At 44.7% G+C, this 24,346-nt stretch carries 29 protein-coding genes; 15 read left to right on the top strand and 14 right to left on the bottom strand.

Going from position 1 to position 24,346, the window contains the following annotated elements:
• Positions 1–31 precede the first annotated feature (31 nt).
• From ACFQ2J_RS11185 to ACFQ2J_RS11175, 3 genes are all read right to left on the bottom strand, one after another.
• The gene (locus tag ACFQ2J_RS11185; protein ID WP_386062470.1) at positions 32–739 is read right to left on the bottom strand and encodes a hypothetical protein; all 708 of its coding nucleotides are present in this window, start codon (positions 737–739) and stop codon (positions 32–34) included.
• Between the two features lie 267 nt (positions 740–1,006).
• Positions 1,007–1,474, bottom strand: coding sequence for a hypothetical protein (locus ACFQ2J_RS11180; protein ID WP_386060119.1), 468 nt, complete (start codon positions 1,472–1,474; stop codon positions 1,007–1,009).
• Complete coding sequence (locus ACFQ2J_RS11175; RefSeq protein WP_386060117.1) at positions 1,471–1,680, bottom strand: helix-turn-helix transcriptional regulator; 210 nt, start codon at positions 1,678–1,680, stop codon at positions 1,471–1,473. The genes ACFQ2J_RS11180 and ACFQ2J_RS11175 overlap by 4 nt, the downstream gene beginning before the upstream one ends.
• Positions 1,681–1,833: 153 nt before the next feature.
• On the opposite strand from ACFQ2J_RS11175, the gene ACFQ2J_RS11170 reads away from it, so the two are divergent.
• The 4 genes from ACFQ2J_RS11170 to ACFQ2J_RS11155 all read left to right on the top strand — a co-directional run bounded on the left by ACFQ2J_RS11170 (position 1,834) and on the right by ACFQ2J_RS11155 (position 4,561).
• Positions 1,834–2,448, top strand: coding sequence for an NUDIX hydrolase (locus ACFQ2J_RS11170; protein WP_386060114.1), 615 nt, complete (start codon positions 1,834–1,836; stop codon positions 2,446–2,448).
• Between the two features lie 96 nt (positions 2,449–2,544).
• Positions 2,545–3,042, top strand: a complete 498-nt coding sequence (locus ACFQ2J_RS11165) for a hypothetical protein (protein WP_386060111.1) — start codon at positions 2,545–2,547, stop codon at positions 3,040–3,042.
• A gap of 159 nt (positions 3,043–3,201) precedes the next feature.
• Positions 3,202–3,819 (top strand): spore coat protein, encoded by a 618-nt coding sequence (locus ACFQ2J_RS11160; RefSeq protein ID WP_386062468.1) that lies wholly within the window; start codon positions 3,202–3,204, stop codon positions 3,817–3,819.
• A 112-nt stretch (positions 3,820–3,931) separates the two neighbouring features.
• Positions 3,932–4,561, top strand: a complete 630-nt coding sequence (locus ACFQ2J_RS11155) for a LysE family transporter (protein ID WP_386060108.1) — start codon at positions 3,932–3,934, stop codon at positions 4,559–4,561.
• Positions 4,562–4,631: 70 nt separating this feature from the next.
• Here ACFQ2J_RS11155 and ACFQ2J_RS11150 read toward each other — a convergent pair whose 3' ends face one another.
• Complete coding sequence (locus ACFQ2J_RS11150) at positions 4,632–5,426, bottom strand: carbon-nitrogen family hydrolase (protein ID WP_386060105.1); 795 nt, start codon at positions 5,424–5,426, stop codon at positions 4,632–4,634.
• A gap of 219 nt (positions 5,427–5,645) precedes the next feature.
• Between ACFQ2J_RS11150 and dcuS the strand changes: the two genes are divergently transcribed.
• Together dcuS and ACFQ2J_RS11140 are read left to right on the top strand one after the other, a co-directional pair.
• Positions 5,646–7,256: a DcuS/MalK family sensor histidine kinase gene (gene dcuS / locus ACFQ2J_RS11145; protein ID WP_386060102.1), complete on the top strand. Its 1,611-nt coding sequence runs from the start codon at positions 5,646–5,648 to the stop codon at positions 7,254–7,256.
• Positions 7,249–7,965 carry a response regulator gene (locus ACFQ2J_RS11140; protein WP_386060099.1) on the top strand — a complete coding sequence of 239 codons (717 nt, stop codon included), beginning with the start codon at positions 7,249–7,251 and terminating at the stop codon, positions 7,963–7,965. The genes dcuS and ACFQ2J_RS11140 overlap by 8 nt, the downstream gene beginning before the upstream one ends.
• Positions 7,966–8,008: 43 nt before the next feature.
• Here the strand turns inward: ACFQ2J_RS11140 and ACFQ2J_RS11135 are convergent, their stop codons facing one another.
• The 3 genes from ACFQ2J_RS11135 to ACFQ2J_RS11125 all read right to left on the bottom strand — a co-directional run bounded on the left by ACFQ2J_RS11135 (position 8,009) and on the right by ACFQ2J_RS11125 (position 10,903).
• Entirely contained in the window at positions 8,009–9,232 is a 1,224-nt protein-coding gene (locus ACFQ2J_RS11135) for an MFS transporter (RefSeq protein ID WP_386060096.1), read from the bottom strand.
• A gap of 210 nt (positions 9,233–9,442) precedes the next feature.
• A complete protein-coding gene (locus ACFQ2J_RS11130; RefSeq protein WP_386060093.1) occupies positions 9,443–10,150 on the bottom strand; it encodes a DUF2711 family protein in 708 nt (235 codons plus the stop codon).
• Complete coding sequence (locus ACFQ2J_RS11125; protein ID WP_386060090.1) at positions 10,151–10,903, bottom strand: class I SAM-dependent methyltransferase; 753 nt, start codon at positions 10,901–10,903, stop codon at positions 10,151–10,153.
• Between the two features lie 103 nt (positions 10,904–11,006).
• On the opposite strand from ACFQ2J_RS11125, the gene ACFQ2J_RS11120 reads away from it, so the two are divergent.
• From ACFQ2J_RS11120 to ACFQ2J_RS11095, 6 genes are all read left to right on the top strand, one after another.
• The gene (locus tag ACFQ2J_RS11120) at positions 11,007–11,339 is read left to right on the top strand and encodes a hypothetical protein (RefSeq protein ID WP_386060087.1); all 333 of its coding nucleotides are present in this window, start codon (positions 11,007–11,009) and stop codon (positions 11,337–11,339) included.
• A gap of 98 nt (positions 11,340–11,437) precedes the next feature.
• Complete coding sequence (locus ACFQ2J_RS11115) at positions 11,438–11,611, top strand: hypothetical protein (RefSeq protein ID WP_386060084.1); 174 nt, start codon at positions 11,438–11,440, stop codon at positions 11,609–11,611.
• 81 nt (positions 11,612–11,692) lie between these two features.
• The gene (locus tag ACFQ2J_RS11110; RefSeq protein WP_386060082.1) at positions 11,693–12,415 is read left to right on the top strand and encodes a 3-ketoacyl-ACP reductase; all 723 of its coding nucleotides are present in this window, start codon (positions 11,693–11,695) and stop codon (positions 12,413–12,415) included.
• Between the two features lie 107 nt (positions 12,416–12,522).
• The gene (locus tag ACFQ2J_RS11105) at positions 12,523–12,876 is read left to right on the top strand and encodes a YobA family protein (RefSeq protein WP_386060079.1); all 354 of its coding nucleotides are present in this window, start codon (positions 12,523–12,525) and stop codon (positions 12,874–12,876) included.
• Positions 12,877–12,904: 28 nt separating this feature from the next.
• Positions 12,905–14,008, top strand: coding sequence for a hypothetical protein (locus ACFQ2J_RS11100; protein WP_386060076.1), 1,104 nt, complete (start codon positions 12,905–12,907; stop codon positions 14,006–14,008).
• Positions 13,995–14,453, top strand: a complete 459-nt coding sequence (locus ACFQ2J_RS11095; protein ID WP_386060074.1) for an NUDIX hydrolase — start codon at positions 13,995–13,997, stop codon at positions 14,451–14,453. Before ACFQ2J_RS11100 ends, ACFQ2J_RS11095 begins: the two co-directional genes overlap by 14 nt.
• 46 nt (positions 14,454–14,499) lie before the next feature.
• Here the strand turns inward: ACFQ2J_RS11095 and ACFQ2J_RS11090 are convergent, their stop codons facing one another.
• Together ACFQ2J_RS11090 and ACFQ2J_RS11085 are read right to left on the bottom strand one after the other, a co-directional pair.
• A complete protein-coding gene (locus ACFQ2J_RS11090) occupies positions 14,500–15,375 on the bottom strand; it encodes a hypothetical protein (RefSeq protein ID WP_386060072.1) in 876 nt (291 codons plus the stop codon).
• Positions 15,376–15,404: 29 nt separating this feature from the next.
• Entirely contained in the window at positions 15,405–15,785 is a 381-nt protein-coding gene (locus ACFQ2J_RS11085) for a hypothetical protein (protein ID WP_386060069.1), read from the bottom strand.
• A 185-nt stretch (positions 15,786–15,970) separates the two neighbouring features.
• Here ACFQ2J_RS11085 and ACFQ2J_RS11080 point away from each other — a divergent pair, with 185 nt between their 5' ends.
• On the top strand, positions 15,971–16,393 hold the full coding sequence (locus ACFQ2J_RS11080; protein ID WP_386060067.1) for an RrF2 family transcriptional regulator: 423 nt from the start codon (positions 15,971–15,973) through the stop codon (positions 16,391–16,393).
• A gap of 110 nt (positions 16,394–16,503) precedes the next feature.
• The gene (locus ACFQ2J_RS11075; RefSeq protein WP_386060064.1) at positions 16,504–17,214 is read left to right on the top strand and encodes a nitroreductase family protein; all 711 of its coding nucleotides are present in this window, start codon (positions 16,504–16,506) and stop codon (positions 17,212–17,214) included.
• A gap of 63 nt (positions 17,215–17,277) precedes the next feature.
• Here ACFQ2J_RS11075 and ACFQ2J_RS11070 read toward each other — a convergent pair whose 3' ends face one another.
• From ACFQ2J_RS11070 to ACFQ2J_RS11050, 5 genes are all read right to left on the bottom strand, one after another.
• Positions 17,278–17,859, bottom strand: coding sequence for a hypothetical protein (locus tag ACFQ2J_RS11070; RefSeq protein ID WP_386060061.1), 582 nt, complete (start codon positions 17,857–17,859; stop codon positions 17,278–17,280).
• A 69-nt stretch (positions 17,860–17,928) separates the two neighbouring features.
• Positions 17,929–18,390, bottom strand: a complete 462-nt coding sequence (locus tag ACFQ2J_RS11065; RefSeq protein WP_386060058.1) for a GNAT family N-acetyltransferase — start codon at positions 18,388–18,390, stop codon at positions 17,929–17,931.
• On the bottom strand, positions 18,387–19,400 hold the full coding sequence (locus ACFQ2J_RS11060; RefSeq protein ID WP_386060055.1) for a phosphotransferase: 1,014 nt from the start codon (positions 19,398–19,400) through the stop codon (positions 18,387–18,389). Before ACFQ2J_RS11060 ends, ACFQ2J_RS11065 begins: the two co-directional genes overlap by 4 nt.
• 21 nt (positions 19,401–19,421) lie before the next feature.
• Positions 19,422–19,586: a hypothetical protein gene (locus ACFQ2J_RS11055; protein ID WP_386060052.1), complete on the bottom strand. Its 165-nt coding sequence runs from the start codon at positions 19,584–19,586 to the stop codon at positions 19,422–19,424.
• A gap of 28 nt (positions 19,587–19,614) precedes the next feature.
• Positions 19,615–20,508, bottom strand: a complete 894-nt coding sequence (locus ACFQ2J_RS11050) for a DUF4097 family beta strand repeat-containing protein (protein WP_386060049.1) — start codon at positions 20,506–20,508, stop codon at positions 19,615–19,617.
• Between the two features lie 318 nt (positions 20,509–20,826).
• Here ACFQ2J_RS11050 and ACFQ2J_RS11045 point away from each other — a divergent pair, with 318 nt between their 5' ends.
• Positions 20,827–24,345 (top strand): bifunctional 2',3'-cyclic-nucleotide 2'-phosphodiesterase/3'-nucleotidase, encoded by a 3,519-nt coding sequence (locus ACFQ2J_RS11045; RefSeq protein WP_386060046.1) that lies wholly within the window; start codon positions 20,827–20,829, stop codon positions 24,343–24,345.
• The last annotated feature ends 1 nt before the right edge of the window (position 24,346 follow it).

Genomic DNA, 24,346 nt, shown 5'->3' with positions numbered 1-24,346 from the left:
TTTTTAGTTGATCTGTACCTGGGTCAAACGATTAATTTACTCCTACTACTTTGATTGGATCAATCCATACCCATTTATCTGCAAAGCGAACAAGTTTCCAGCTGCACTCTGCAATGACGCCTTTTTCTGCGGCTTTCTCAATCGTTTTTTGCGACATTTCCAGCGTATCATCATAGACGTCAGTAATCACTTTCTCCAATTCTTCCGTGTACTTATCTGTTTTTTCGGTCATTTTTTCATTTCTTTTAGAAAGCTTTTCTTTCAACTTTTCAATTTTCTTCTCAAGATTTTCTTTATCTTTTCCATCAGATTCCATCATTTCTGTTGTAACAGATTGGATTTCAGTTTTTATTTCTTGGATTTTTTGATCCATCTTTTCTTTATGCTCTTGCTGCTTCTCTTCGATCTTTTCAAGTTTTTCGTTTAATTTGGCTCTTTTCTTCTCATCGTTTTTTTCTTTAGCCAAATCTGCAAGGACTTTTTCTTTTTCCTCATTCAATTTAGCAAGTTCTTTCCCAAGTTCGATCTTTTTCATATCCTCCAGGTATTCCGCTTGGAGTTTGTCAGCTTCTTCTACTGCTTTTCCAATCTCTTTGTCAATCTCTTCATTGGTCTTCTCAATTTCTTCCAAAGCCTTAGCTACATCTTTGTCGACTTCTGCAAATACTGTCGTCCCCAATCCAAAAACCATGGCCAGTAAAAAAATAGTTGAACATAACGCTAAGCTGAACTTTTTCATCACAATTCCTCCTAAAAAATTCAAATTATGTTTAACTTTTATGAATAAAGACCCACTACCAAAACACTACCACAATTATACAATGGAGATTATGTAATTACTAATATTTTGTTGTAATTTTTAGAAAATTATTGAAAAATGAACGTTTGAGTTGAGAAATGCAATGAAAGGACAGTCCCTACTTGCGTTGAAGCGTTAACGTGCCGGGGGACTGTCCCTCAATACGGTGAAATTTTACTGTGGTGCAGGGGTGCAGCCACAGCTTGGTTAGAAGTTCTTTTTCCATGATACGGTGTAGGTGATGATCTGGGTGAGTGGGAGCAGGGTGAATACCAGTAGCGGATAATAAGGCACCACTTCTGAAACGAATGGATACAACAGCAGTAACGCACTGATGATTGGAAACGAGTACATCATGCTGATATAAGCGGAGCGACACGCCTGGGCGGTGAGTTGCTTTTCCCTTTCATCTGTTTCTTCGAATTCATCCGGAAGCAATAATACATTTTTCCAGGAGTGTTTCTTGCGCTTTTTTTGAATCGAAATGAATCCAAGCCAGCCACCGAAGAGCAGAAAAACTATCAACGGTAACAGTTTGATTTCGAACAAGTACTCCCGATCAGGGTCTTCTAAGAACATGGATATGTCGATTGATGCCCCGTAAAATTCGATTAATGCCCAGATGAATAATAGCAAAGTGACCAGCGTAATAAGTACATTCTTCATGATCTTCATCCTTTATCCCCCTCTAAAAAGAAAATTTCCTCCACAGGCAATTGAAATGTGCGTGCGATATTCATTGCTAGCAGCAATGATGGTACATAGCTTCCTTTTTCCAAAGCGACGATGGTCTGTCTGGTGACATTCACTCTTTCCGCCAATGCCCCTTGCGTCAAACCATCTCTTGCCCTCAATTCTTTCACTCGATTTTTGATTTCCATATCAGCGCCCCTTCAACTTTCTTCCAATTTAATTGTAAAGTTAACCATACATTTTGTAAAGTTAATTTTACATTTTTATTCAAAACTGCAGTAATGTGTGCATTCGATAAATTTGATATAGTGTTAGTAGACATTGCGAGGTGAGATGACCGTATGAATTTCGAATCGATTGTAGCGAAGCTTTCCGAGCATGAACCGAAAGTGCTTGGAAGCGAACATTTTCGCAAATTTGCCATCCTCCTCCCTCTTATTGAAAAAGACGGAGAGATTCATGTCCTTTTTGAAGTGCGCGCACATCACATGAGACGACAACCGGGTGAAATCTGTTTTCCAGGTGGGAAAATCGACGCTGCGGATTCAACGGCGCGAGCGGCAGCCATCCGGGAAACTGAAGAGGAATTGGGAATAAGTGCTGATGAGCTTTCCAATGTCCACGCTCTGGATTATCTGATTTCCCCATTCGGCATGATCATTTATCCATACGCCGGGTTCCTCCACCAAACAGATATTGAGCGGAACCCTGCAGAAGTAAGCGAAGTATTCACCGTGCCTCTATCGTTTTTCATGGAAAATGAACCGGATATTCATCATGTCCAATTTGAAGCGAAGCCTGACCCAGATTTTCCTTTGGATCTCATTCCAGGCGGTGAAAATTACAATTGGCAGGCGCGCAGGATTGAGGAGTACTTCTATATCTATGGTGATAAAGTGATTTGGGGGCTTACCGCAAGGGTTTTGAGCCACTTTATCGACTTGTTGAAGAAATAAGTACAGCAGCTGATTTCAGCTGCTATTATTTTTATATTGATACATAGTAATTCTATGTATATACTTTTACTAAGTATCTAGCAGGAGTTGATTGAAGTGAAACGTTTGTTAATTATTTCGTTAGCATGTGTGGTATTGATGGTATTGGCAGGATGTGATGCCTTTGCAAAGGAAAAAATGGATTACTACGATGAGACAGATTCCACTGAGCTTACTGGAATAACGGTTGATGGTATAGGCGTATCTTCTAGTAAGTCTGAAATGATCAATACATTCGGTGAACCCGATCAGGTTGATGAAGTTGGGGAACCGCCAGCTGAATACTTCATATATGATCAAGTTGAATTCGGTATCAAAAATCAGCAGGTATTCCGTTTTATCATCTTAGAAAGCCATGCTTTGAATAATGGCATTGCTCCTGGAGATAAGATGGATAAAGTAATAGAGATATTAGGTGAAAATTATTACATAAGAGAGGACACAGGTTCTGAAATCCTCGGATATTTCGATAAAGAAAATAAGGTGAGCCTGGAATTCGCTTTGAAAGACGAACGCGTCTCCTATATCCTCATGCAGACACTCGAAACGCATTGACTTTAGCGCTTTAAACCGGCGAGGGACAGTCCCTCACCGATGTAATACGGTGAAGTGTTATAGGGTACATGTTTCCTAAGGTTCGGGGCAGGATAGGTGGTGAATGTTATTTTACAGGAGGGTATTTTTGTGAAACAACCGAATCAAAATACAAATCAGATGCAACAACAGATGAACCAGAATCCTGCACCTGCTGCAAACCCTGGTATGACCACAAACCCTAACCACGGCGGACATGAACTGTTCGATGCGCATGAGGTTATTGCCGGCATCATCAGCATGCTCGATCAATACCAAATGTACGCCCAGCATATCCAAGACCCTGAGCTGAAACAAATTCTTCAAAAACAATCTACCTTCACTACACAAATGTACAATACGCTTGTTGAAAGTTTTCAATCAGGGCAGGATCCAACCGTTCCCACCCAGCAATATCAAATGACACAGACCAACGATACCGTTACTTATGGCATCACGCCAGGGCAGCCAAAGAAACCGAACCAGTCAGTGAGTGATCTCTCTGATCAAGGCCTCTCCGCCTACATGCTAGGCCAGACGAAAGCACTCGCTTCCTTACTTTCCATGACAGCACTCGAAATGACAAACCCGGTCTTGCGCCGTGTAGTCGCAGATAGTGTCCCGAATTTCATCGAGATGAGCTATGAAATTTTCCTTTATCAAAACAAAAATGGCTACTACCAAGTGCCTCAGCTTGCCCAGCAGGACATGACTCAGATGCTTGGCAGCTATACGACCGTCCCACAACAGACACATTAACGCTAGACTGGACAGCCGCTCCATATGGTTGTCCAGTTTTTTCATGCCTAACCTACTAATTGCCTGCCATGAAGAATATACATGCTTTAAAGACGTGGAAAGGTGGACAGGCATGAGCATATTCTTCACTTATGTATTATTGGGAATTTCCTTGGCAGCCCCGATAGGACCAGTCAATGCGGCTCAATTGGATAACGGGATACGCTACGGTTTCAAGTCCTCATGGCTGACCGGATTCAGCGCAATGATGGCGGATGCTGTATATATGCTGATGATTTACCTCGGCCTCTCCCAGCTTGTTGACACTCCTCTGCTGAAAACATTCCTTTGGGCATTCGGGTTCTTTATACTTTGTTATACAGGCGTTGAAACAATCCTGAAAGCCGGATCAATCACATCTCCTGATTATATAAGGGATGGTACCAATAAAAGCAAGGCATTCCGAACGGGGTTTTTCATCGCGATCTCGAACCCGCTCAACATTATGTTCTGGCTCGGCATCTATGGTTCAATTCTTGCAAAAACTGCGAGTACCCAAGAAGGAGCTCACGTAATTCTCTACAGCATGGGCATCTTCGTCGGCATCATCCTATGGGATACGGTGGTGGCAGGAGCGGCAGCAGGATCGAGAAGAGCCCTGCAACCCTCAGTACTTCGCATCGTATCCATACTATCTGGATTCGTCCTCATCGGCTTCGGCATATATTTCGGATACCAAGCAGCTATGGCGCTGTTTCTTTAGCACATTAACGTAAGTGGGGACAGTCCCTCAGCGCGGTGAAGCGTTGAGGGACTGTCCCCTTCAAGCTGAATTAAGAATACCTATAGAGATCTGGCACGCGACTTGTGAAAATCGGTACGTCTTCTCTCACCTGTTTCACTTTTTCTAAATCCAGCGAGATGGACAGTGTTTCCTCTTTGCCTTGTGACCCCTCTACCAACACATCCCCCCACGGGTCCGTTACCATAGACGTTCCGGCAAATTCCACTCCATCATAAGCTCCGATGCGATTACAAGTCAGGACATACATTTGATTTTCGATGGCGCGTGCCCTTTGAAGGGTACGCCAATGATCGACGCGTGCCAGCGGCCATTCCGCAACAATGACAAGTGCCTGTGCTCCTTCAAGAGCCAGCCAACGGATCAATTCAGGAAAGCGCAGATCATAACAGATGACAACGCCTAGTTTCACTCCATCCAATTCAAAAACTTCAGCCGGACTTTCTCCACCTGATAAATATGCAGGTTCATCCAGCATCGGTACGAGGTGTACCTTGTCGTAGTGATAAACGAGGTTCCCTTTCCGGTCAATCACAAGCGCCGTATTGTAAACCTTCCCATTCATCTTATTGGCAACTGATCCACCTATCATATTAACGTTATGCTTTATGGCAAGTTCCTTAAGAAAGCTTTCCGTAGGCTCTCTTTCGTCATCAGCAATTCCATCCAGCTCACTCAAGGTGTATGCTGTCGTCCACATTTCAGGAAGAACAATCGTATCCGGATTATTACGTTTCACTTCAGCTTCCACCCACGCCGCTACCTTCTGCCGGTTCGCTTCCGGGTCACCTGGATGAATGTCCATCTGATACATTGAAAATTTCATCATTGGCCTCCTCATATTGAAGTGTAGTACAGCAAAACCCCTGCACCATCTTCCGAATCTGATTACCTTCATCATACACTACATCCAGAAAGTGGGGACAGTCCCTCAGCGCGTTAAAGCGATGGGGGACTGTCCCCACTTGCGTTAATGCGGTATCAATTTGAAGCGCTTTCGTTTAGAATAGTTTCTAGCATCGATCGAGAAATGGAGGGGAAACCGATGCGAAAGCCACGCTTCAAGCTGAGTACAATCATCATCTTCTACGTCTGCCTCGTTGTCCTCCTCTCCCTCTTGATCACGGACCTGCTGATCACGGATACGACAAGCGATACCATCGAACAGCAGCTTGAAGAAAAGGCGACTGTCATTTCTAAAACCGTGGCTGAGTCCAAGGTCGTTCAACGTGGTCTCCAAAACCCCGCACAGGAAGCGAACATCCAGGATTACGCGATGACAATCCAGGATGCTGCAGATGTGATGTTCATCGTGGTCATGGATATGGAAGGCTACCGGAAGTCACACCCTGAGCCTGACCGGATCGGCAATCACTTTGTCGGCGGAGATGAAACTCGCGCGCTTCAAGGCGAGTCTTATACATCTAGATCTACCGGCACCCTTGGCGACTCCCTCCGTGCATTCACACCGATCTTCAATGACGACGGTACTCAAATAGGTGCAGTCGCGGTCGGAATCTCTCTTGAAGCTGTCCAGGCATCTATCCGCCAAAGTCAGAAGCAGATTCTCATCGGCTCACTCATCGGTGTCCTGATCGGTGTTCTCGGTGCATTCCTGCTCGCTCGTTACATAAAAAACAGTCTTTTCGGCCTTGAACCTTATGCAATCGCCCGCATTCACGAGGAGCGGAACCAGATGCTCCACTCCGTGCATGAGGGAATTATCGCAATTGATAAAGATGCCACTATCGTGCTTGTGAACAAATCTGCTCGGACTATTTTTCAAAAGGCGGGCCTCGGTGACAAGGAGCCGATCGGGATGAAGATCAACGACTTCCTCCCTGGCACAATGCTCGATAACGTCGCGGATGAAAATGAAGCGGACCTTGACAAGGAGCAGGTGATCAACGGTCTTTCGATCATCACCAACCGCGTGCCGATTGTCGTGAACGACCAGGTCGTCGGAGCAATCGCCACTTTTCGTGATAAAACAGAGGTCAACCGGCTGGCGGAAGAACTCACTGGCGTGCAAATGTATGCGGACACCTTGCGCTCCCAATCTCACGAATTCATGAACCAGCTTCATGTCCTGCTTGGGATGATCAAAATGGAAGAATACGATCAGGTGAACCACTTCATCCACCGACTCGTCGATCATCAAAGCTATGAAGTTGGAAACGTCACACGACACATTAAAGATCCAGCATTCGCCGGCTTTATCATCGGAAAAATCAGCTATGCCCGCGAATCACACGTCAATTTGACCGTCACCTGTGAAACAGAAATTCCGAAACCGAACGAACCCGCAATGACCCATGAGCTAATTACGATTCTCGGAAACATCATTGATAATGCAGTCGACAGTGTCCTCGAGCAGGAAGATAAAGAAATCACACTCACACTCTCTTATATCGATAAATTGCTGACGATGACGGTGACCGACAATGGAACTGGCATCCCGGAATCCCAGCAGGAATCTATTTTTGAAAAAGGGATCTCGACGAAAAAAGGAAAAAACCGAGGCTTTGGACTTTTTCTGGCAAAACAAAGCATCGAAAAATTGGAAGGGTCCATCGAAGTTGATTCCGAGCCAGGTGCTGGTACAACATTTACGATCATTCTTCCTTATGAAGCAGGAGGTGAGGCACATGATTAAGGTAATGATTGTCGAGGATGACCCGATGGTGGCCGCCTTAAATGAGAAGTATGTCCAGCAGATGGAAGGGTTCCACCTATGCTGTACGGCTCCCAATACAGATAGAGCGCTTGACGAGCTGAAGCAGACCGATATCGATCTGATCCTGCTCGATGTGTACATGCCGGGGATGAATGGCCTTGAATTTTTGAAAAAGCTACGCGAACAAGCCCAGGATATCGACGTCATCCTGATCACCGCTGCTTCCGACATCAATCAGATCCAACAGGCGATGCGGCTTGGTGCTGTCGATTACCTGATCAAACCGTTCGAGTTCGACCGTTTTCAAAAAGCACTGACTGAATACAGAACCAACCATCATACATTGAAGCAATCAGATACCATCAGCCAGCACGAGCTCGATCAGCTTCTGCAGAAAAAATCGGCCCAACAGGTAGAGCATCAATTACCGAAGGACTTGCCAAAAGGCCTCACAAAAAACACGCTCACACGGATCCATGAGGTGATCATGAAGCGTAAAGATGACGCGTTCAAAACAGATGAAATTGCGGAAGATACGGATATTTCCAGGGTCTCGATCCGTAAATACCTGAAGTTCCTCACTGACATCGGCTATTTGGACGAAACACTCGTCTATGGCGTCGGTAGACCAATCTACCAATACCACCTTAACCCAACCCAGCAGCAGAACATCGACAGGTATTTATAGAAAAAGCCTACCACTCCAACTAAGGAGCAGGTAGGCTTTTCAGTTACTGATTGGATGCTTGAGAATAGCTTTCTTCTACAAAATAATGCTGCTTGTCCTTTTTCAAAATCAGCATCATTAAATACATACTGACGACGCCCATCAACACACAAGCCCCGATGATGCTGTATCGAACCGGGATGATATCACCTGTAAAACCTACCAGTAAAATGAATACAATCTGCAGTACGCTTTGAAAAAGTCCATAAACGCTTGAGATCCTGCCCATCGTTTCTACTGGTACGTTATTTTGGAAGAAAGTCATGATGCCGGTGTTTGAAAAAGCATTAAAGAAGCCAAGTATCATAAAACCAGTGGCAACGCTGAAAAATGAAAATGAAAAAGCGTAAATCAGATATCCGATCGATACCATCAGAAAACCTGTACCAATCAACGCTCTGATGGAAAGTTTTTTAGCTACCGCTGAAACCGTAAACGCTCCGAGGACTGAACCGACACCAGTCAAACTCACCAGCAACCCATAATCAGCCTCGCTTAAATCCAGCACCTGGCGGATGAACACGACTTCCTGCGCATCCATTCCAAGAGCGATGATCATGAAAAGCTGGGCAAGAAAGTAAACAAGCACGATGTAGGATTGATGCCGGCTGAAATACATGACAGCTTTCCAGTCGTCCCGCAGTATTTTCCGACTGAATCGAGCCGGTACAGCATCTGCCTCTTTCTTTTGAACATCTGGGAGCAGCGCGATCATCCATAGTGACAAAAGGAACGAAATCGCATTAAGCCATATCGAAACCTGGACAGAGAAAAACAACAACAAAATACCAGATATCGCGGGCCCGACCAAAAATGCACCAGATGTAATCAGACTGCGGAAAGAATTGAACTGCTTGCGATCTTGTTGAGGTACAACGCTCGTTATATATGTAAGTGATGCCGGCTCAAAGAAAGATTTGGCCACGGAAAGAATGAACAAACAGCCATAAATCAGCCAAATCGAATCGATGAAAGGAATAGCCGCTACGAAAAGGGCTCTTATGAGGTCCGTGCCCATCATGATTCTGCGGATGTTCCAACGATCCACAAGACTACCGATCCAGAATTTCGTCAACAGCGAAGCGATCGGACCGATCATCCACAATCCAGCTACAGCAGCTGCTGAACCAGTCATTTGCAGCACCAATACATTGATAGCAATCAGATAGATGAAGTCACCTAACGTGGAGATGCCTAGTCCAAAGAGTAATAGAATACGATTCTTCAAGCTTGCATGATTCGATGTAGGAATAACCGCTGCCCCCTCCCATTTAATGATGCTCTCCTGTAAGCTTTCGACTCCACCTGGAAAATACCTGTAAACAACTCCAACCCTTCACAAAACGTTCACAACTAAGGGAGCGCGTTAAAGCGATGAGGGACTGTCCCCACATGCTTTAAAGCAAAAAAGGAGCCTTTATAAGGACTCCTTTTCAGCTTAGTTATAAAAATAGGTGTGTGGTTTATCCTCCCATATCATGGGGGTCTCATCTTCAAGGACTACTCCCTCCAACTTATATCCTCTTAACGCTTCACGCACGTCCCCCTTGCAGTAACAAACCGCACTCAATTCATCGAAGAAGCAGCTGAATATGATAGATTCGCTCTCATTTGTTAGGGTGGTGGGATTTTCACACAGCTCAAGCATCCGCTCCTTAGTCATATCGTGAAATGCATAGGTGCGCCATTCTTCACTTGCATCATGAAGTTTCGCAAACTTGAACGTCTTCTCCCCATTCTTACCAAGCACCTTGAGGAAGGTACGGATCAACAGCTCGGAAAAAGCATCCTCATTTGGCTGATAGATTTCCGGTAGCAGATTCTCTTCTATCCGGTCCCACAAATCTAGTCGCTGGAAAATCCCCCTTCCCCGACCTCCAGTAACCATCGCATGCAAACCGATCGAAACCTCAGCCACACTTTCCAGTCCGCACAAAACACTCACTTCTTCCCATGTTACCGGTCTTCCTATTTCTAAAAAGTTCCTCCGCAGTATTGCAAAATCTTCCGAGTTCTTCCACCCTCTTGGCATCCGGATAAATGGGTAGAAGACTTTAGCGATGGAAGTATAACCTTCTGGCAACTGCGCTAAGACAGAATCTTTTTCAGGATCCTCACCCAAAGGGTATTTAAACTTAAACTCCACTTATCCACGCTCCTTCTCCAATTTTACTAGATAGCTCATTGCTTTATTTAATGGCACGCTCTCATGATAGGTCCCCTTCTCATAATCCATTGCTCCCCCAACACCGACGATTTCCATCGCCCACTCATTTCCCACCAGTAATTGTAGATCAGCAGGTGAATAGCATCGCAGAGATTGGGTGTAGGTTTCAGAGGGTATTTCTGTTTGCCACCATGTATCGAGCATACGGCAGCCTTCTGGGTCAAAGTCATAAGCTCTTGATATACTTTCGTTCAATTGCATCCGCTTCCCAGCAACTTTTGCCCAATACCAAGGAGTATAAATATCCATATACATATCTCCACCCTGTCTGAGCCATTCCCTCATCCGTTTGATCAACACACGCTGATCCGTATCCGCTCCGATACCAAAGCCGTCCCAATAACAAATTACATCGAATTTCTCTTCTAGCTTCACCTTATAAAAGTCACCTTCAATAATTTGCAGGTTATCACTTACCTTATGTTCTTTTGCAAGAGCCTTCATATGTTCCACTGCTTCTGGGATGAGTTCAATCACTGTAACCTCATATCCTCTTTTGGCTGCCATTACAGCAAAATGACCTTTCCCTCCACCTAATTCAAGCAGGTTTTTCACAGGTCCCGAATGCTTTTCCACTTTCTCAATCAATTGTTCCTCAAACGTAAAAAGAGCTTCGTCATCCGTTCCCATCCACTTATATTGTTTCGTATAAAAATCTTTAATCCAATCCAACTTCTCCCACCCCCTATACAATATATTCCATAATTATATTCTTTCACCTTCACACTAACAAAAATTGGTATAATGAAAGAAGGCAGAAAGGAGGAGAGAGCGAATGCGTTTATTCAAATTGGCGACATTAATGTTTTTCGTTACATTTTTAGTTGGGATTCAACCGAATGAAGATATTCAGCAGTTGGCTTCCCATGAGCAAAACACGGTCGTTACAGCGAAGGATACTGCTGTAAGTGACTCTGTCGCGGACCTCCAACAGGCTCCGTCTCTTCTCGAATCTCCAAAAGAACTTTCTGACCTGCCACCTGATTTTCTACCACCAGTGAACCCGAAGAACCCGACTTCGCCTATAACCGTACACTCCTCACATATGGATTCGGGAGATGCACAAGGGTTTATCACTGTCATCCATCACCAATCCAACTTCACGTAACTCTCTTTTGAATGAAAAACAGTCTTCCGCTTTCTTTTTTCACATAAAAAGAAGGCTTGTTTTCGTGTGCAAATCTATCATTTCAAAGGAGAATTACTATGAAGGATAAGCTTATGTGCTATGGCACGATGTTGGCAATTCTGATGTTATTTTTTGGTGGGGTCTTTGTGTCCGGACTGTTTACAGGCGTCCATTGGGAAAATTACTGGATTGATTTTTCCTGGCAGCTCGTAAATGTCAAAGAGCTGAAACAAATCATCGGGTTCAGCTGACCCTAAGCGGGAATAGTTGCCATTCCTTTCCTTACACCGTACACTTTCGTTAGACCTTAAGAAAAGAAAGGATGAGCGAGGATGGCACAATCGCTTAAAGGAAAAACAGCCTATATCACAGGGGCAGCGCGGGGAATCGGCAAGGCAACTGCGCTTGAACTTTCACGCGAAGGCGTCCATGTCGGACTGCTTGCACGTACGGAAAGCACGTTGGAAAAAGTCGCTGAAGAAGCTCGGGAACTTGGTGTGAACGCTAGTGTCGCAGTTGCGGATATCGCAGACATGGAACAGGTGGAGCAGGCAGTCGACAAGCTTGAGCAGGACCTAGGAAAAGCTGATATCCTGATCAACAATGCAGGTATAGGCATGTATGGAGCTTTTCTTGAAATCGACCCTGCAGACTGGAAGCGTACATTCGAAGTGAATGTGTTCGGAACTTATCACGTCACACGTGCGGTCCTGCCACACTTGATTGAGAAGAATCAAGGCGACATCATCAACATTTCTTCCAGCAGTGGATTGAAAGGTACAGCAAAAAGCACGGCATACAGCGGATCGAAGTTCGCCGTCCAGGGGATGACGGAAGCGTTGATGCAGGAAGTTCGCAAACATAACATTCGCGTGATGACACTGAATCCGAGTCTTGTTGCAACGGACCTATCCTTCGGTGACAAGCTGGACGAGGCAGATACCGAAAAGTATATGCAGCCGGAAGATTTGGCAGAGCATATGGTTTCTCAGCTTAAGCTCCATCCGCGGATTTTCATAAAACAATCGCTCCAATGGGCAACGAACCCATTTTAATCACGACGAAGAATCCAGCCGACTGCTGGATTCTTTTTTATTTTCCTCTACCCTTCTGGTAAACTAGTTATTATCAGAATTTTCCATACAAAAAGGGAGGCGGGAGCGTGAAATTTCTGTGTACGCTAGCTGTGTGCGTCATCCTTTTCCTCCCTGCATGCAGCCAGGATGAAGATGAATTTACAGGACCACCGACTATTGAAGGATACATTTTGCAGGTTAATGAAACCGAATTACTAGTTGTTAACGGTATTACGAAAGATCAAGCGGTGGCTTCCACCTGGGAAGACCTCGCGAAATCGAGCTCAATCAACAATGCCATAATTTTTCACCGGAAAAGCTGGTGGGACGATTATTCCGATTGGGAAGTCGGGGAAAAGGTAAAGGTCTGGGGTGACGGTGGAATGAATGACTCCTTCCCCGGCCAAGTCAAACTAGGGAAAATCGAAATTACAGAATGAAGTGAATTGCATACAAAAGGAGCAAACGTTGAAAATGAATATTCTATCATCAACAGCCCAGACAGAAATCGAACTTATCACACTCGCATTAGAAAAAGAGGGATTGCCAACTAAGTTCGAACGATTAGGGGAAGGGGCGTGGCATTATGCGTATTACATCCCAAAAGAAGACCTCGTTCTACGCCTTCCGAAAAAAATCGCCTATGATAAAGAAGTTGCCTTCGACGAGAAATTATTTAAAACAGAATACGAAGGTACAAAACAGTTTTATTCTCATGCCAACAAAGTTAAAGAAGACATTTGCCCGAAATATTTCCGTTATACAGTTAGTGAGCCGCTCACTTACACGATAGAATCCTATGCAGGCAGAACCACCCCTCTTGCCGATCAGACTCCTGCACAGGCAAAACTTTTCGGAAGAGAGATCGGATCATTTTTTCTTGGTTTAGAAGAATTAGAAGCCCCATTACCAGGGGTAGGTTACTTGACCTTGAACGACGATGAAAAGTTGACGGGGTTTTACAACATGAATCTGCAAGCGATGATTCGTGAAGAAACAGAAGAATATCAACAGGAGTTAGAAGCATTGCTTTCCAGTCCCTATCCGTTTGATAAAGAAAAAGTGGCTGCGTTTGGACGTGAACTCATCGCTCAGCGCGCGGTTGAATCAGAAAAATGTATTTTCACCAATCAGGATACCTCTCCGGAAAATATCCTGTTTACAAGTGGAGGCATCCGGATCATCGACCCTTATCCGATTCTTTATACAGGCACATCGCTCGCAGCCAACTTTGCGTTCAATTATCAGACGCTGTTTCATTCCTTACATAACACTCGGAGATATGGAAAGGGCAACTACCAGCATGTCGTACCGCAACTGAAGGCCAATGCAGAGGGATTTATTGAGGCGTACACCAGCGGCTCTGAACAGAAACAGAAGGATTTGACAGTAGAAGTGTTTATAAAGCTTGTAACAATGGCTCATGACCACCTGGATCTTCTACAAAGGGAGAGGTTGAATGAGGAGCAAATAATCCGTTTTGGGACGAAGGGGCAAATCGAAGAACGACTTCGCTTTTTCCTGAATGAACTGGAGCATTATCCAAGGAGGATGAAGCATGGAATACTATAAATACTTAAGACAATACGTCGGCCAGCAACCGATCATCTTACCTGGCTCAGTGGTGATTATTCTAAATGAACACAGTGAAGTATTATTGCAAAAACGTACGGAAGGCTGCTGGGGGTTACCGGGCGGCCTGATGGATTTAGGAGAAAGTTACGAACAAGTGGCAATTAGAGAAGTGTATGAGGAAACAGGGTTGACCATCAATGGTTTAAAGCTGCTGAACGTGTTTTCCGGCGCTGACTACTATCTGAAAGTCCAAAATGGCGATGAATTATATTCCGTAACAGCTGTCTATTACACAAATGATGTTAGCGGCGAATTGAATATCGATTATAGCGAATCAGAAAAAATGCAATACTTCCCACTACATAATCTTCCGAATGGTTTAACCGATGAATATCGAGGCTTTATCGAGGAATACCTCAATCTTGAAAAAGCACATGCATAGCAATAAAATAACGCTTGGATAGTGCCCACTATCCAAGCGTTTATGTTTATTCCAGCAGCTCCCACATATCAGAGAACTGCGCTTCATCCATTTGAAAATATACGCCGCCATAACCGTAATAGATGTAGCCACCTTCAAGCAAAGTCAACTGGACTCTCGAGCCATCTTCAAGTGTTAAATATAGCTTTTTGTGCGTTTCATCACTACGCAAATCGCCGATCGGATCATTGGATTCGGAGCGCACCAACGGCTTTGTTTCATTCAAATCTTCAACAAACGTGTTAACGACTTCTTCATCTCCAATCGGCTTCTTATTGCCTCTGCTTTGATACCAATCGCTATAGAACTGATATTCTGCAGAAACAACATTCCCTGTCATATTCATTTTTCCGAAAACATCTTCTCCGCTCGCCACTGTAATTCCATTCAAATGCTCATAGAATTCTGCATGGTCATCGCCGTACATCATGATACGGAAGGATGGTTCGTAACCTTTCACAGCGAACACATCACCAACCCCTGTCGATGAAGCGAATTCCTTCTCGTAGTCTTCCTGTTCACTCCACTCATCGATGGTGCCAGTGGTTCTCCCAAGCTTTTCACCTACAAGCTCCTTTGCATCTTCAGGAGAAATTTCTGTATTCGTCTGTGTATAGATGTTCCCTTGATACACGATCAAACCAATCATATCCGCTGTCGCCATATCTGACCCCTCTGGCAGTTGGATTGCGGGTATTTCCACTCCATTATCACTTTCGCCGCCTGCTTCCGTCGTTTCTTTCTCATTTGACGATGTAGTACTAGTAGAATCACTTGTATTGGCAGGTTCCCTTGCTTCTTCATTACAAGCGGTCAGAACCACTATAAGCAAGAATGCTGCAATAATATTAAAACCTCTAAAGTTATTGCTGCTATTAAACAACGTCATTCCCCCTCACTTGTCCCTGATGATCATTCATCCAAGGATTCCCGTTGCACATCCCACAGGTAATAGATTCTCGAGTATAGTTTCGTTTCAACTACTGTTCCCTCTTCCCCATTAGAAAAAATCAACCCAGCTCCCATTTGCTCTTCATACTCCCACCCTCGCTCTGCCATGAACGTTTTGACGACATCATACCTGTCCTCTCCACTGTTCTTAGCTATGTAGCGATACGTGTCTTCGGTTGTGGCGAACTTTTCATACCCTTCATCGGATAATTCTAATTTCGTAATGGCTTTCAGGAGCGGTATTGGATTCCCTTCCTGAAAGAGTGTTCCACTCACCGCTAGACCGAGCAGTCCGAAAATCAACAATCCGAGCATCAGCCATCTTGGTAAATACTTTTTCACCCTTCTCCACCTCATACATACTTTCTACTTGAATAGACGTTTTATATTATTCATTGGTTACACAACTCCAATTTTTTTGTTCAAGCATAACATTTATCTCCATTCATACCCCCTTGCCTTTTATGATAAAATGCACTTACATGAATAAATTCAACAACCCATATCACCAAAAGGGGGGTACAACTATGGCTGAAAAGGTGTCGAGTTTAAAATGGTTCGGGACAGCCTTGAAGGCACTGCTCGTTTTGGCAGACCATGAAGGCAGATGCCCTAGCGGACAGATGGCTGAAAAACTGGAATCGAAATCCTTATATCTTAGAAAAGTCCTCACCCACCTCGTCAAGGCTGGGCTCATTCATGCCAAGGAAGGCCGTGATGGAGGTTACTCGTTGGCAGAGCGCCCGGAAAACATTACGCTTGCAGAGGTTTACGAAGCGATGCGTTCCGAAACGATATCCAAAGGGTTTCTTGAGGTGGAAGGCGATGCATGCTTTTCCCCATCTACTACGAGTGCCTTGTGTGAGTTACGTAATGAAATGGAAGGCTGGATCGTGGACGGATTGGAACAAAAGACACTCGCCGACCTGCTGGCCAAAGAAAAGAACTAGTACGTTGAACGACGTACCTTTTTTTCGTGAGTAACTGTTCTTGACAACAGAACAGTATAGGAATTATACTGTTCTCGTAATATGAACAGTTAAAAAGGAGTGACCATACAATGGCTAACGATACAATGACAAAAGAAGAATATTTGAATAAAGCGAAGGAACTAGGCGCAGCTGAAAAGCCGAAGGAACTGCAGGATACAGATTTCTTTACGGTAGCGAAAGAGCGGCGCTCCGTAAGGCAATATGATGCTTCTTACGAAATGGATGAAAAGGATATCCGCGAGATTCTGGAAGCAGCGATTCTTGCACCATCCTCCTCCAACCTGCAACCATGGAGATTCCTAGTCATCCAGGACCAGGCAGCTAAAGAAACATTGCTGCCAATCGCGTACAACCAACAGCAGGCAGTCGACGCTTCTATTGTTATCGCGGTTCTTGGGGACAAAATTGCATACAAGCAGGCTGATCGCATTTACGGAGAGATTGCTAAGAAAGGCAACATGCCTGAAGAAATGAAAAACACGTATGTGAACAGCATCCTCGAAAATTACGGCAACTTCCCTGAAGAACGCCGTTCACGCATTGCCGCAATTGATGGCGGACTCACTTCCATGCAACTGATGCTGGCAGCGAAAGCGAAAGGCTTCGATACCGTACCGATGGGCGGATTTGATGAAGCTAAATTCGTAGAAACTTTCAATATCCCTGAAAACCTTGAACCAGTCATGCTGATAGCGCTTGGTAAAGGAGCGAAGGCAGGATTCGAAAAGACTCGCCTTCCACTTGATGATGTACTTCAATGGAATGCTTATGAAAAATAAAATAAACTAAAAGAAAAGGGATGCAGTAGTAATGCTGCATCCCTTTCCTATACATTTCAGATACTATTTCACTTCCTCAATCGTAATTCTAGGAAGTGTATCGGAAGCAATATTCATGTAGCCTGAGCCATTTTGACGGTACACATGATTAATATTTGAGAAAAAGAACTTACCGTTAAGGTCATCGAGAAACAAGATATATTCTCCAGACTCGATCTCAAGCAACTTTTCACCATCAAAAGGGATAAGTTCATCCTTCAGCTTCCCATCTTTTTTCTGCTTAAAACCAATCGGATAAACTATCTCTATCTTATCTTCACTAGTGTAGTTTTTATTAATGTTATTCTTGAAACTACTTTCGACAGTAGCAGTATAAATTCGATTGATCTGGTATGTATCGTATTCAGCATCGGTTAATATCGCCTCAGTTTCAAAGTTTCCGTCAACTTCTGCTAAGGCAATGAAATCTGATTCTTTCTTCAATTCTTCTATTTCACCTTCTGCCTCTACCTTCAATCCTGTACCTGTAGATGTTTCCTCATCTTCTGTCCGCTCACCTGAGGGAGTTTCTGCACCAATTGAGTTACATGCACTAATGATTAAAGATAAAATCAATAATAGGATGCACACTACCAACTTCCTCATCTACTCCCCCTTTCTCAACTTTCTTTATTACAGTTTTTCTTAGCTCAGATTCTACAGATCAACAAGCTATCAGCAAACGTATTCCATTCTCAAAAATTCATACGTACTGCCGTTAGTCGCTTGCATGAATGTGCCTTTATCAACAAAACCAGCCTTTTGATAGACTCGTATGGCCCGTTGATTGAATGTAGCTACAGAAAGCGCAACCCTTGCCGGAGAGAATTCCGTTTGCACAAAATCCATCCCTTCCTTTAAAAACGTCTGTCCTCTGCCTCCACCGGTCAAATCCGGTCGCAACCCTAACCCGATATCGAAGCTTCCTACATCAGCATGTACGGCGAAGAAGCCAATCAGATCGTTCCCTTCATAAACGGAAAACGTCGTGTCTCCACGTTTTTCAGAGTCCAGGAATTCGACCAGGTCCTCTTCATCTGCTTCCATATCGTAAAAAGCATAATCCCCATCGTAGTGCCACTGGTGGGCAATTTCTTCTGCTTCTTGTTGTGTCATCACCTTGAATTGATACTTCATCCACTTTCGTCTCCTTCCAACTCCTTCAGCCAACCGTGCAATTCAGGAATGGCTTCTGCATAGCTGTTCAAGTCGTTCAATGTTGCAAATACCTGCTCCGTTCCCAACTGCTGATCTTCCTCATCGGAGCATTCCATCCATAAGGATCGCTTCAAATTATATTCCAGCCAATCGAGCTTAGTTGCAAAGCCCATCACCAGGCCATTGAACCAATCTGCATGAGCCGTGCCGCATTTTTCTTCATAAGCTTTAATAAAAGTCAGGAATTGATCTTTATCCACTGCTTTCTCTTCTTTTTCCGACCAATAGATGGCAGTCTCCAGCAGTTCCTGCATCGGATGGACAGGACCTGCTGCTTCCCAATCAATCACAGTGGGAGCCCCATTTCTCCATAATACGTTCTTCGGGTCCAAGTCCCGGTGACTATAAACGAAGCCCTGCGAAAGCTTACTTGCCGCTTCGGTAGCATGCTCTGTCCATTGATAAAGGGAATCTAAAGTTTCTGAAAAGGCATCCACCCATTCTGCATTTTCTTCTTTCCCTTTATCATAAAATCTCTTCCATTCAATTAATGCTGCTGGATGTTCCGGCTCAACCTCTCGCAGTGAGAAGTCCATCGTATGTAACTCCCCGAGAATCGCCCCCATCTTCTTTGCATGCTCCCGCTCAATTTTACTAGATTGCAAGATTTCACCTTCCACCCAATCGAACACCAGAAAATAACTTCCATCTATTCTGATCAGTGGACTGCCGTCGATCACCTTAGCAGGCAAAGCCGGTACGTGCTTTGCAGCAATTCGGGCAATTTGCTCGGCGGTCAGATAATTCTGCACTGCTTCCGGTCGCGCCATGATCGTTGGATTCAAGGCTTTCACTGCAAATGCTCCACTGGTGGTTTTCACTGCATACATTTTATGTAACAAGCCTCCAGAAAGAGGCTTTGGAAACTCCACTACCTTCCCTAATCCAGCTGTCTCACATAGTTTTTCTACTTGTTGTTTAAACTCCATCTTCCCCCTGCTTTCATCCAGTCATTCTTTTTGTGCATCCACAACCGAAACAGCACGAATTTTCACTGTTGGTTGACCAGACATAACCTGTTGTTTAGCCTCTTCCATACTGTTCGCAGCAACTTCCTTGAAGAAAACAACCCCTGATTGTTCATATTCAACAGAAAAAAGTTTATTATTCTCCATATTCATTCCACCTCACTGATTGTAATGGTCAATCCAAGCGAAAATCTCCCGAACTTGTACGAACTTCCAATAGATAAGTACCGTCGCCTTTTTGCCCTTCCACTCGATTATCCGCCCGTTTTTCATAGTCGATGCCGTCAATGCTGATCTTTTCATCTCCCGAGCTCGCCTTGAAATCGACGACAAAAGATTCTGGTTCTTCATCAAACGAAAACGCTACATCTCCACTGGAAGTATCGGCAAATACATCGCCTGCAAGCTTCATGAAATTCAAGTCGATGCTGCCAGAAGACGTGTGTGCTTTAGAATCTGCCACCTCCAGCCCTTTGCCGACGATATCACCGCTGCTCGTTTCCCAATCTGCAGTTGCACCCCCAGTCACCTGACTGATGGTTATATCGCCGCTTGAGACATCCGCTTCCAATTGTTCTTCCACTTGCATGTTGGATAGGTGAATATCTCCCGAACTAGTATCCACCAGGACACGTGCGGCCTCCACACCGGAAATGTCGACTTCACCTGAAGATGTATGGATTTTCAATGAGTCATATGCTTTTTCAGGAAGAGTCACAGACAGTTTCAAAGAATCACGATTAAAGAATCCGAATGAAAAACCACCCATTTTCTTTTCGAGGTTTACCTTTAAAGTACCATCAGCCGCTTGTACCTCGTACCGATAATCATCCCAGTCCTTCACATTACCGCTTAGCTTGACGACGACCTGATCAGACTCTCCTTTCACGAACCGAATATCAGTCGAAGAAGTATTCACATCAATTTCGCGGATCTCACTCTCTGAAAACAGTTGTTCTTTATGTACATTCATCCCATCTTCCCCTATTACGTTTGTCGTTTGTGAAACTAAATAAATTCCCACCACCGTAAACACGACAATGGCGATGATCCAGCCTAGTCTTCTCATAGTCAATCTCCTTCATAACAGCCTTAACCTTTGGAAAATTTTGATAATACCAGTCTAACATACTAGCGAAGAGCGGAAAATAACCCTCTCCTACCAATGGAGCAAGCGCTTCCATAACCTCTGTACCTTTCAGCGGATGGACAGGAACTTTTTTCCTATCTATCCAGCGACCATGTTCACAGTACCAATTCATCATTTTACAAGATTTACAAAAAAATCACGAAATCAAGCTAAAAACTCAACTAAAATCTGATACTATTCGATTTGGAGCCTGAATTCTGCGCTCCACCAAATCTCAAGCAAAGGGTGAGTCATCTGATGGGAAAACGGAACAAAATTGCAAAGCAGATTTTGTCTGGTGCGCTTGCGTTGAGCGTCATCGCAACTCCGTTCATGACGGACGAAGTGAATGCGAAGGCGAAAGGCAAGCATAAGGTCCAGTCAGAAGTGGATCTTCGGATCATGGAAACGACCGATATCCACACGAATCTCGTAAACTATGATTACTACAAGGCGGAGGCAACAGACAGTGTTGGGCTTGCGAAGACAGCCACACTGATCAAGGAAGCGCGTAGTGAAGCGGATAACGCGGTATTAGTTGATAATGGCGACTTGATTCAAGGAACTCCTCTTGGTACATACAAAGCGAAAGTCGACCCACTCGAAGAAGGGGAAGTCCATCCATCCATCGAGGCATTGAATATTCTTGACTATGATGCTGCAAGTCTAGGAAATCACGAGTTCAACTACGGTTTGGATTTTCTCGAGGAAGCATATGATGATGCAGAATTCCCGCATGTCAATGCCAACGTTTATGTCGATGATCACGACGAGAACCCCGAGAATGATGAAAACATGTACGATCCATATAAAATCGTCAATAAGAAAGTGAAGACGAATGACGGAAAAACGAAAGTAATCCAGGTGGGTTACATCGGTTTTGTTCCTCCACAAATCAACGAGTGGGACAAAGCTAATCTTGATGGAAAAGTGATTACCAAAGACATCATAGCTTCTGCCGAAAAATTCGTACCTGAAATGGAAAGTGAAGGTGCGGACGTCATCGTTGCAATGGCCCACTCCGGTTTCAGCGGTGATGAATCGAATACAGAAGACACGGTCTATGCACTGAGTGAAGTAGATGGCATTGATGCGATCACTTTCTCCCATACACACAAAGTATTCCCAGCCGCCAGCGAAGACAAGCTGGATGCATTGTTCCTAGGTCCGGACGGCGAGCCGCTCCCAGGTGTCGACAATGCAAAAGGAACAATCAATGGTGTACCGGCTGTACAGGCTGGTTTTGGTGGGAATTCACTCGGAATCATTGACCTTACTCTTGAAAAAGTCAGAGGGAAATGGAGTGTGACAGATTCCCAGTCCATCGTCCGCAGTGCAAGAGAAGCAGCACCGGATCAGGAAATCCTTGATGCGGTCAATGATGCTCACGAAGCGACGATCGACTATGTGAATACACCGATCGGAACGACAACGGATGATATTTACAGCTATTTTGCATTAGTACAGGACGATCCATCTATCCAGGTCGTGACGAATGCACAGAAATGGTATGTAGAGAATTATCTTGAACTGAATAAACCAGAATACGCGGATATGCCGATTCTTTCTGCCGGCGCTCCATTCAAAGCTGGCCGTAACGGTGTAGAAGAATACACAGAAATCAAAGAAGGTCCATTGACGATCCGCAGTGCTGGTGACCTTTACCTTTACGACAACACCCTGAAAGCAATCAAAGTCAGCGGTGCAGACGTCAAAGAATGGCTGGAAATGTCTGCAGGTAAGTTCAATCAGGTTGACCCGGATGCGACAGAAGCACAAGCATTGTTGAATGACGGATTCCCTGTCTATAACTTCGACGTCATCGATGGTGTCGAGTACCAAATCGATGTCACCCAGCCTGCCAAGTACGATAAGTCAGGTAATGTAGTCAATGAAGAAGCGAGCCGTATCGTAAATCTTGAATATAATGGTGAACCTGTCGACCCAGCTCAGGAGTTCATCGTCGTGACGAACAACTACCGTGCTGGTGGTGGCGGTAACTTCCCTGGAATCGAAGGCAGTGAGATGGTGGTAGATTCAGCGGATGAGAACCGTCAGATCCTGATGGATTACATCCGTGAAAAAGAAGAAATCACACCGACTGCAGATGGAAACTGGTCAATCGCTCCGATTTCCGGAGACGCGACGATCACTTTCAAGACATCACCAAACGCAAAAAATTACATTACAGAAGACAGCCCGTTCACTTACACAGGTGTAACGGACGACAAAGGCTTCGGAATTTTCACATTCGATTTGAACCGCGGTGTCAGCGTCCAGCTGCTTGGTCTGAACGACCTTCACGGTCAATTGGATTACATCACTAAAATCGGTGAAGATGCTGCCGGCAGAATGGATTACACTGCTGCAGCAATGAAACAGGAAGAGGCTACGAACCCGAACACATTGATGGTGCATGCAGGTGATATGATCGGTGGAAGCCCATTGATCTCTGCGTTGTTCCAGGATGAGCCGACCGTTGAAGTGATGGAAGCGATGGGCTTTGATGTCGGTACGTTAGGTAACCATGAATTTGATGAAGGGATCGATGAGCTTCGCCGCATGATCAACGGCGGTGAGCACCCGGATGGGACAGAAGGCTACGACGGCATGGACTTCCCAGTCGTTGCTGCCAATGCCTTTGATACGTCCACCGGTGAATTGATTACCGAACCGTATACAATCAACGAAGTAGGTGGTCAGAAAATCGGCTTTATCGGTGTCGTCACGCAGGAAACACCTTATATGATCATCACGAAAGGCAACGAAAACCTTTCGATTACAGATGAAGCAGAAGCGATCAATACCTACACCCAAGAATTGAAAGCACAAGGTGTCGAATCAATCGTCGTGCTGGCGCATAACCCTGCAGCACAGGAAGGGTACACCGATCAGTTCGATGCAAGTGAAATTGCAGAAAAAGTGGATGATGAAGTGGATGTCATTTTCGCTGGTCACAACCACACGTACGTCAACCGCGTCGTTGATAACAAGTTGATTGTGCAAGCGTACTCTTATGGCTCTGCTTTCTCAGATGTCGACCTAGAAATCGATCCTGTTACTGGTGACATCTACAAGAAGGAAGCAGAAATCGTAACGGTTTATCATGAAGACTATCAGCCGGACCCAGAGGTTGCAGCTATCCTTGATAAATACGAGGAAAAAATCGGCCCGATCAAAGCAGAGGTTGTTGGCGAATCAGCTACGACGCTTGTAAAAGGCTACCCGGACGCAACCCAGGAAGTCAGTGATGTTGCACTAGGAAACCTGATCGCTGATGGTATGAAGGCAGAAATGGATGCAGACTTCGCCCTAATGAATGGCGGCGGTGTTCGCGCGAACCTGGATGCAGGTGAAGTAACATACGGCGACCTATTTACCATCCAGCCATTCGGTAACGTGCTGAACAAATTGAAGTTGAGTGGAGCAGACCTGCGTGACGTGCTGAATAATCAGATCACAGAACGCGGATTGGACTTCCACATCTCCGGTTTCACTTACACGTATGAATTTGATGAAGCAACGAAGACTGGAGAAGTCGTCGATATCTTCTTACCGGATGGTACGGAGATTGATGATGCTACAGAATATACAGTGGTCATCAACAACTATATGTATGGAAACGAACGATACGGAATCGAAGAACGCGCGACGGACCTCGAAGTAGGACCGGTCGATCTTGACGCGACAGTGGAGTATGTCAAATCCCTACCTTCCCCTTTCACTTATGAAGCAGAAGGCCGCATCAAGCAAGTCGTTCCAGCAACAGTACAATAAA

It is taken from the genome of Thalassobacillus hwangdonensis (assembly GCF_042675915.1).
Classification (GTDB): Bacteria; Bacillota; Bacilli; order Bacillales; family Halobacillaceae; genus Thalassobacillus_A; species Thalassobacillus_A hwangdonensis.
Note: the sequence above shows the minus strand (reverse complement) of the source record. Positions and strands in the feature narration are given on the sequence as shown.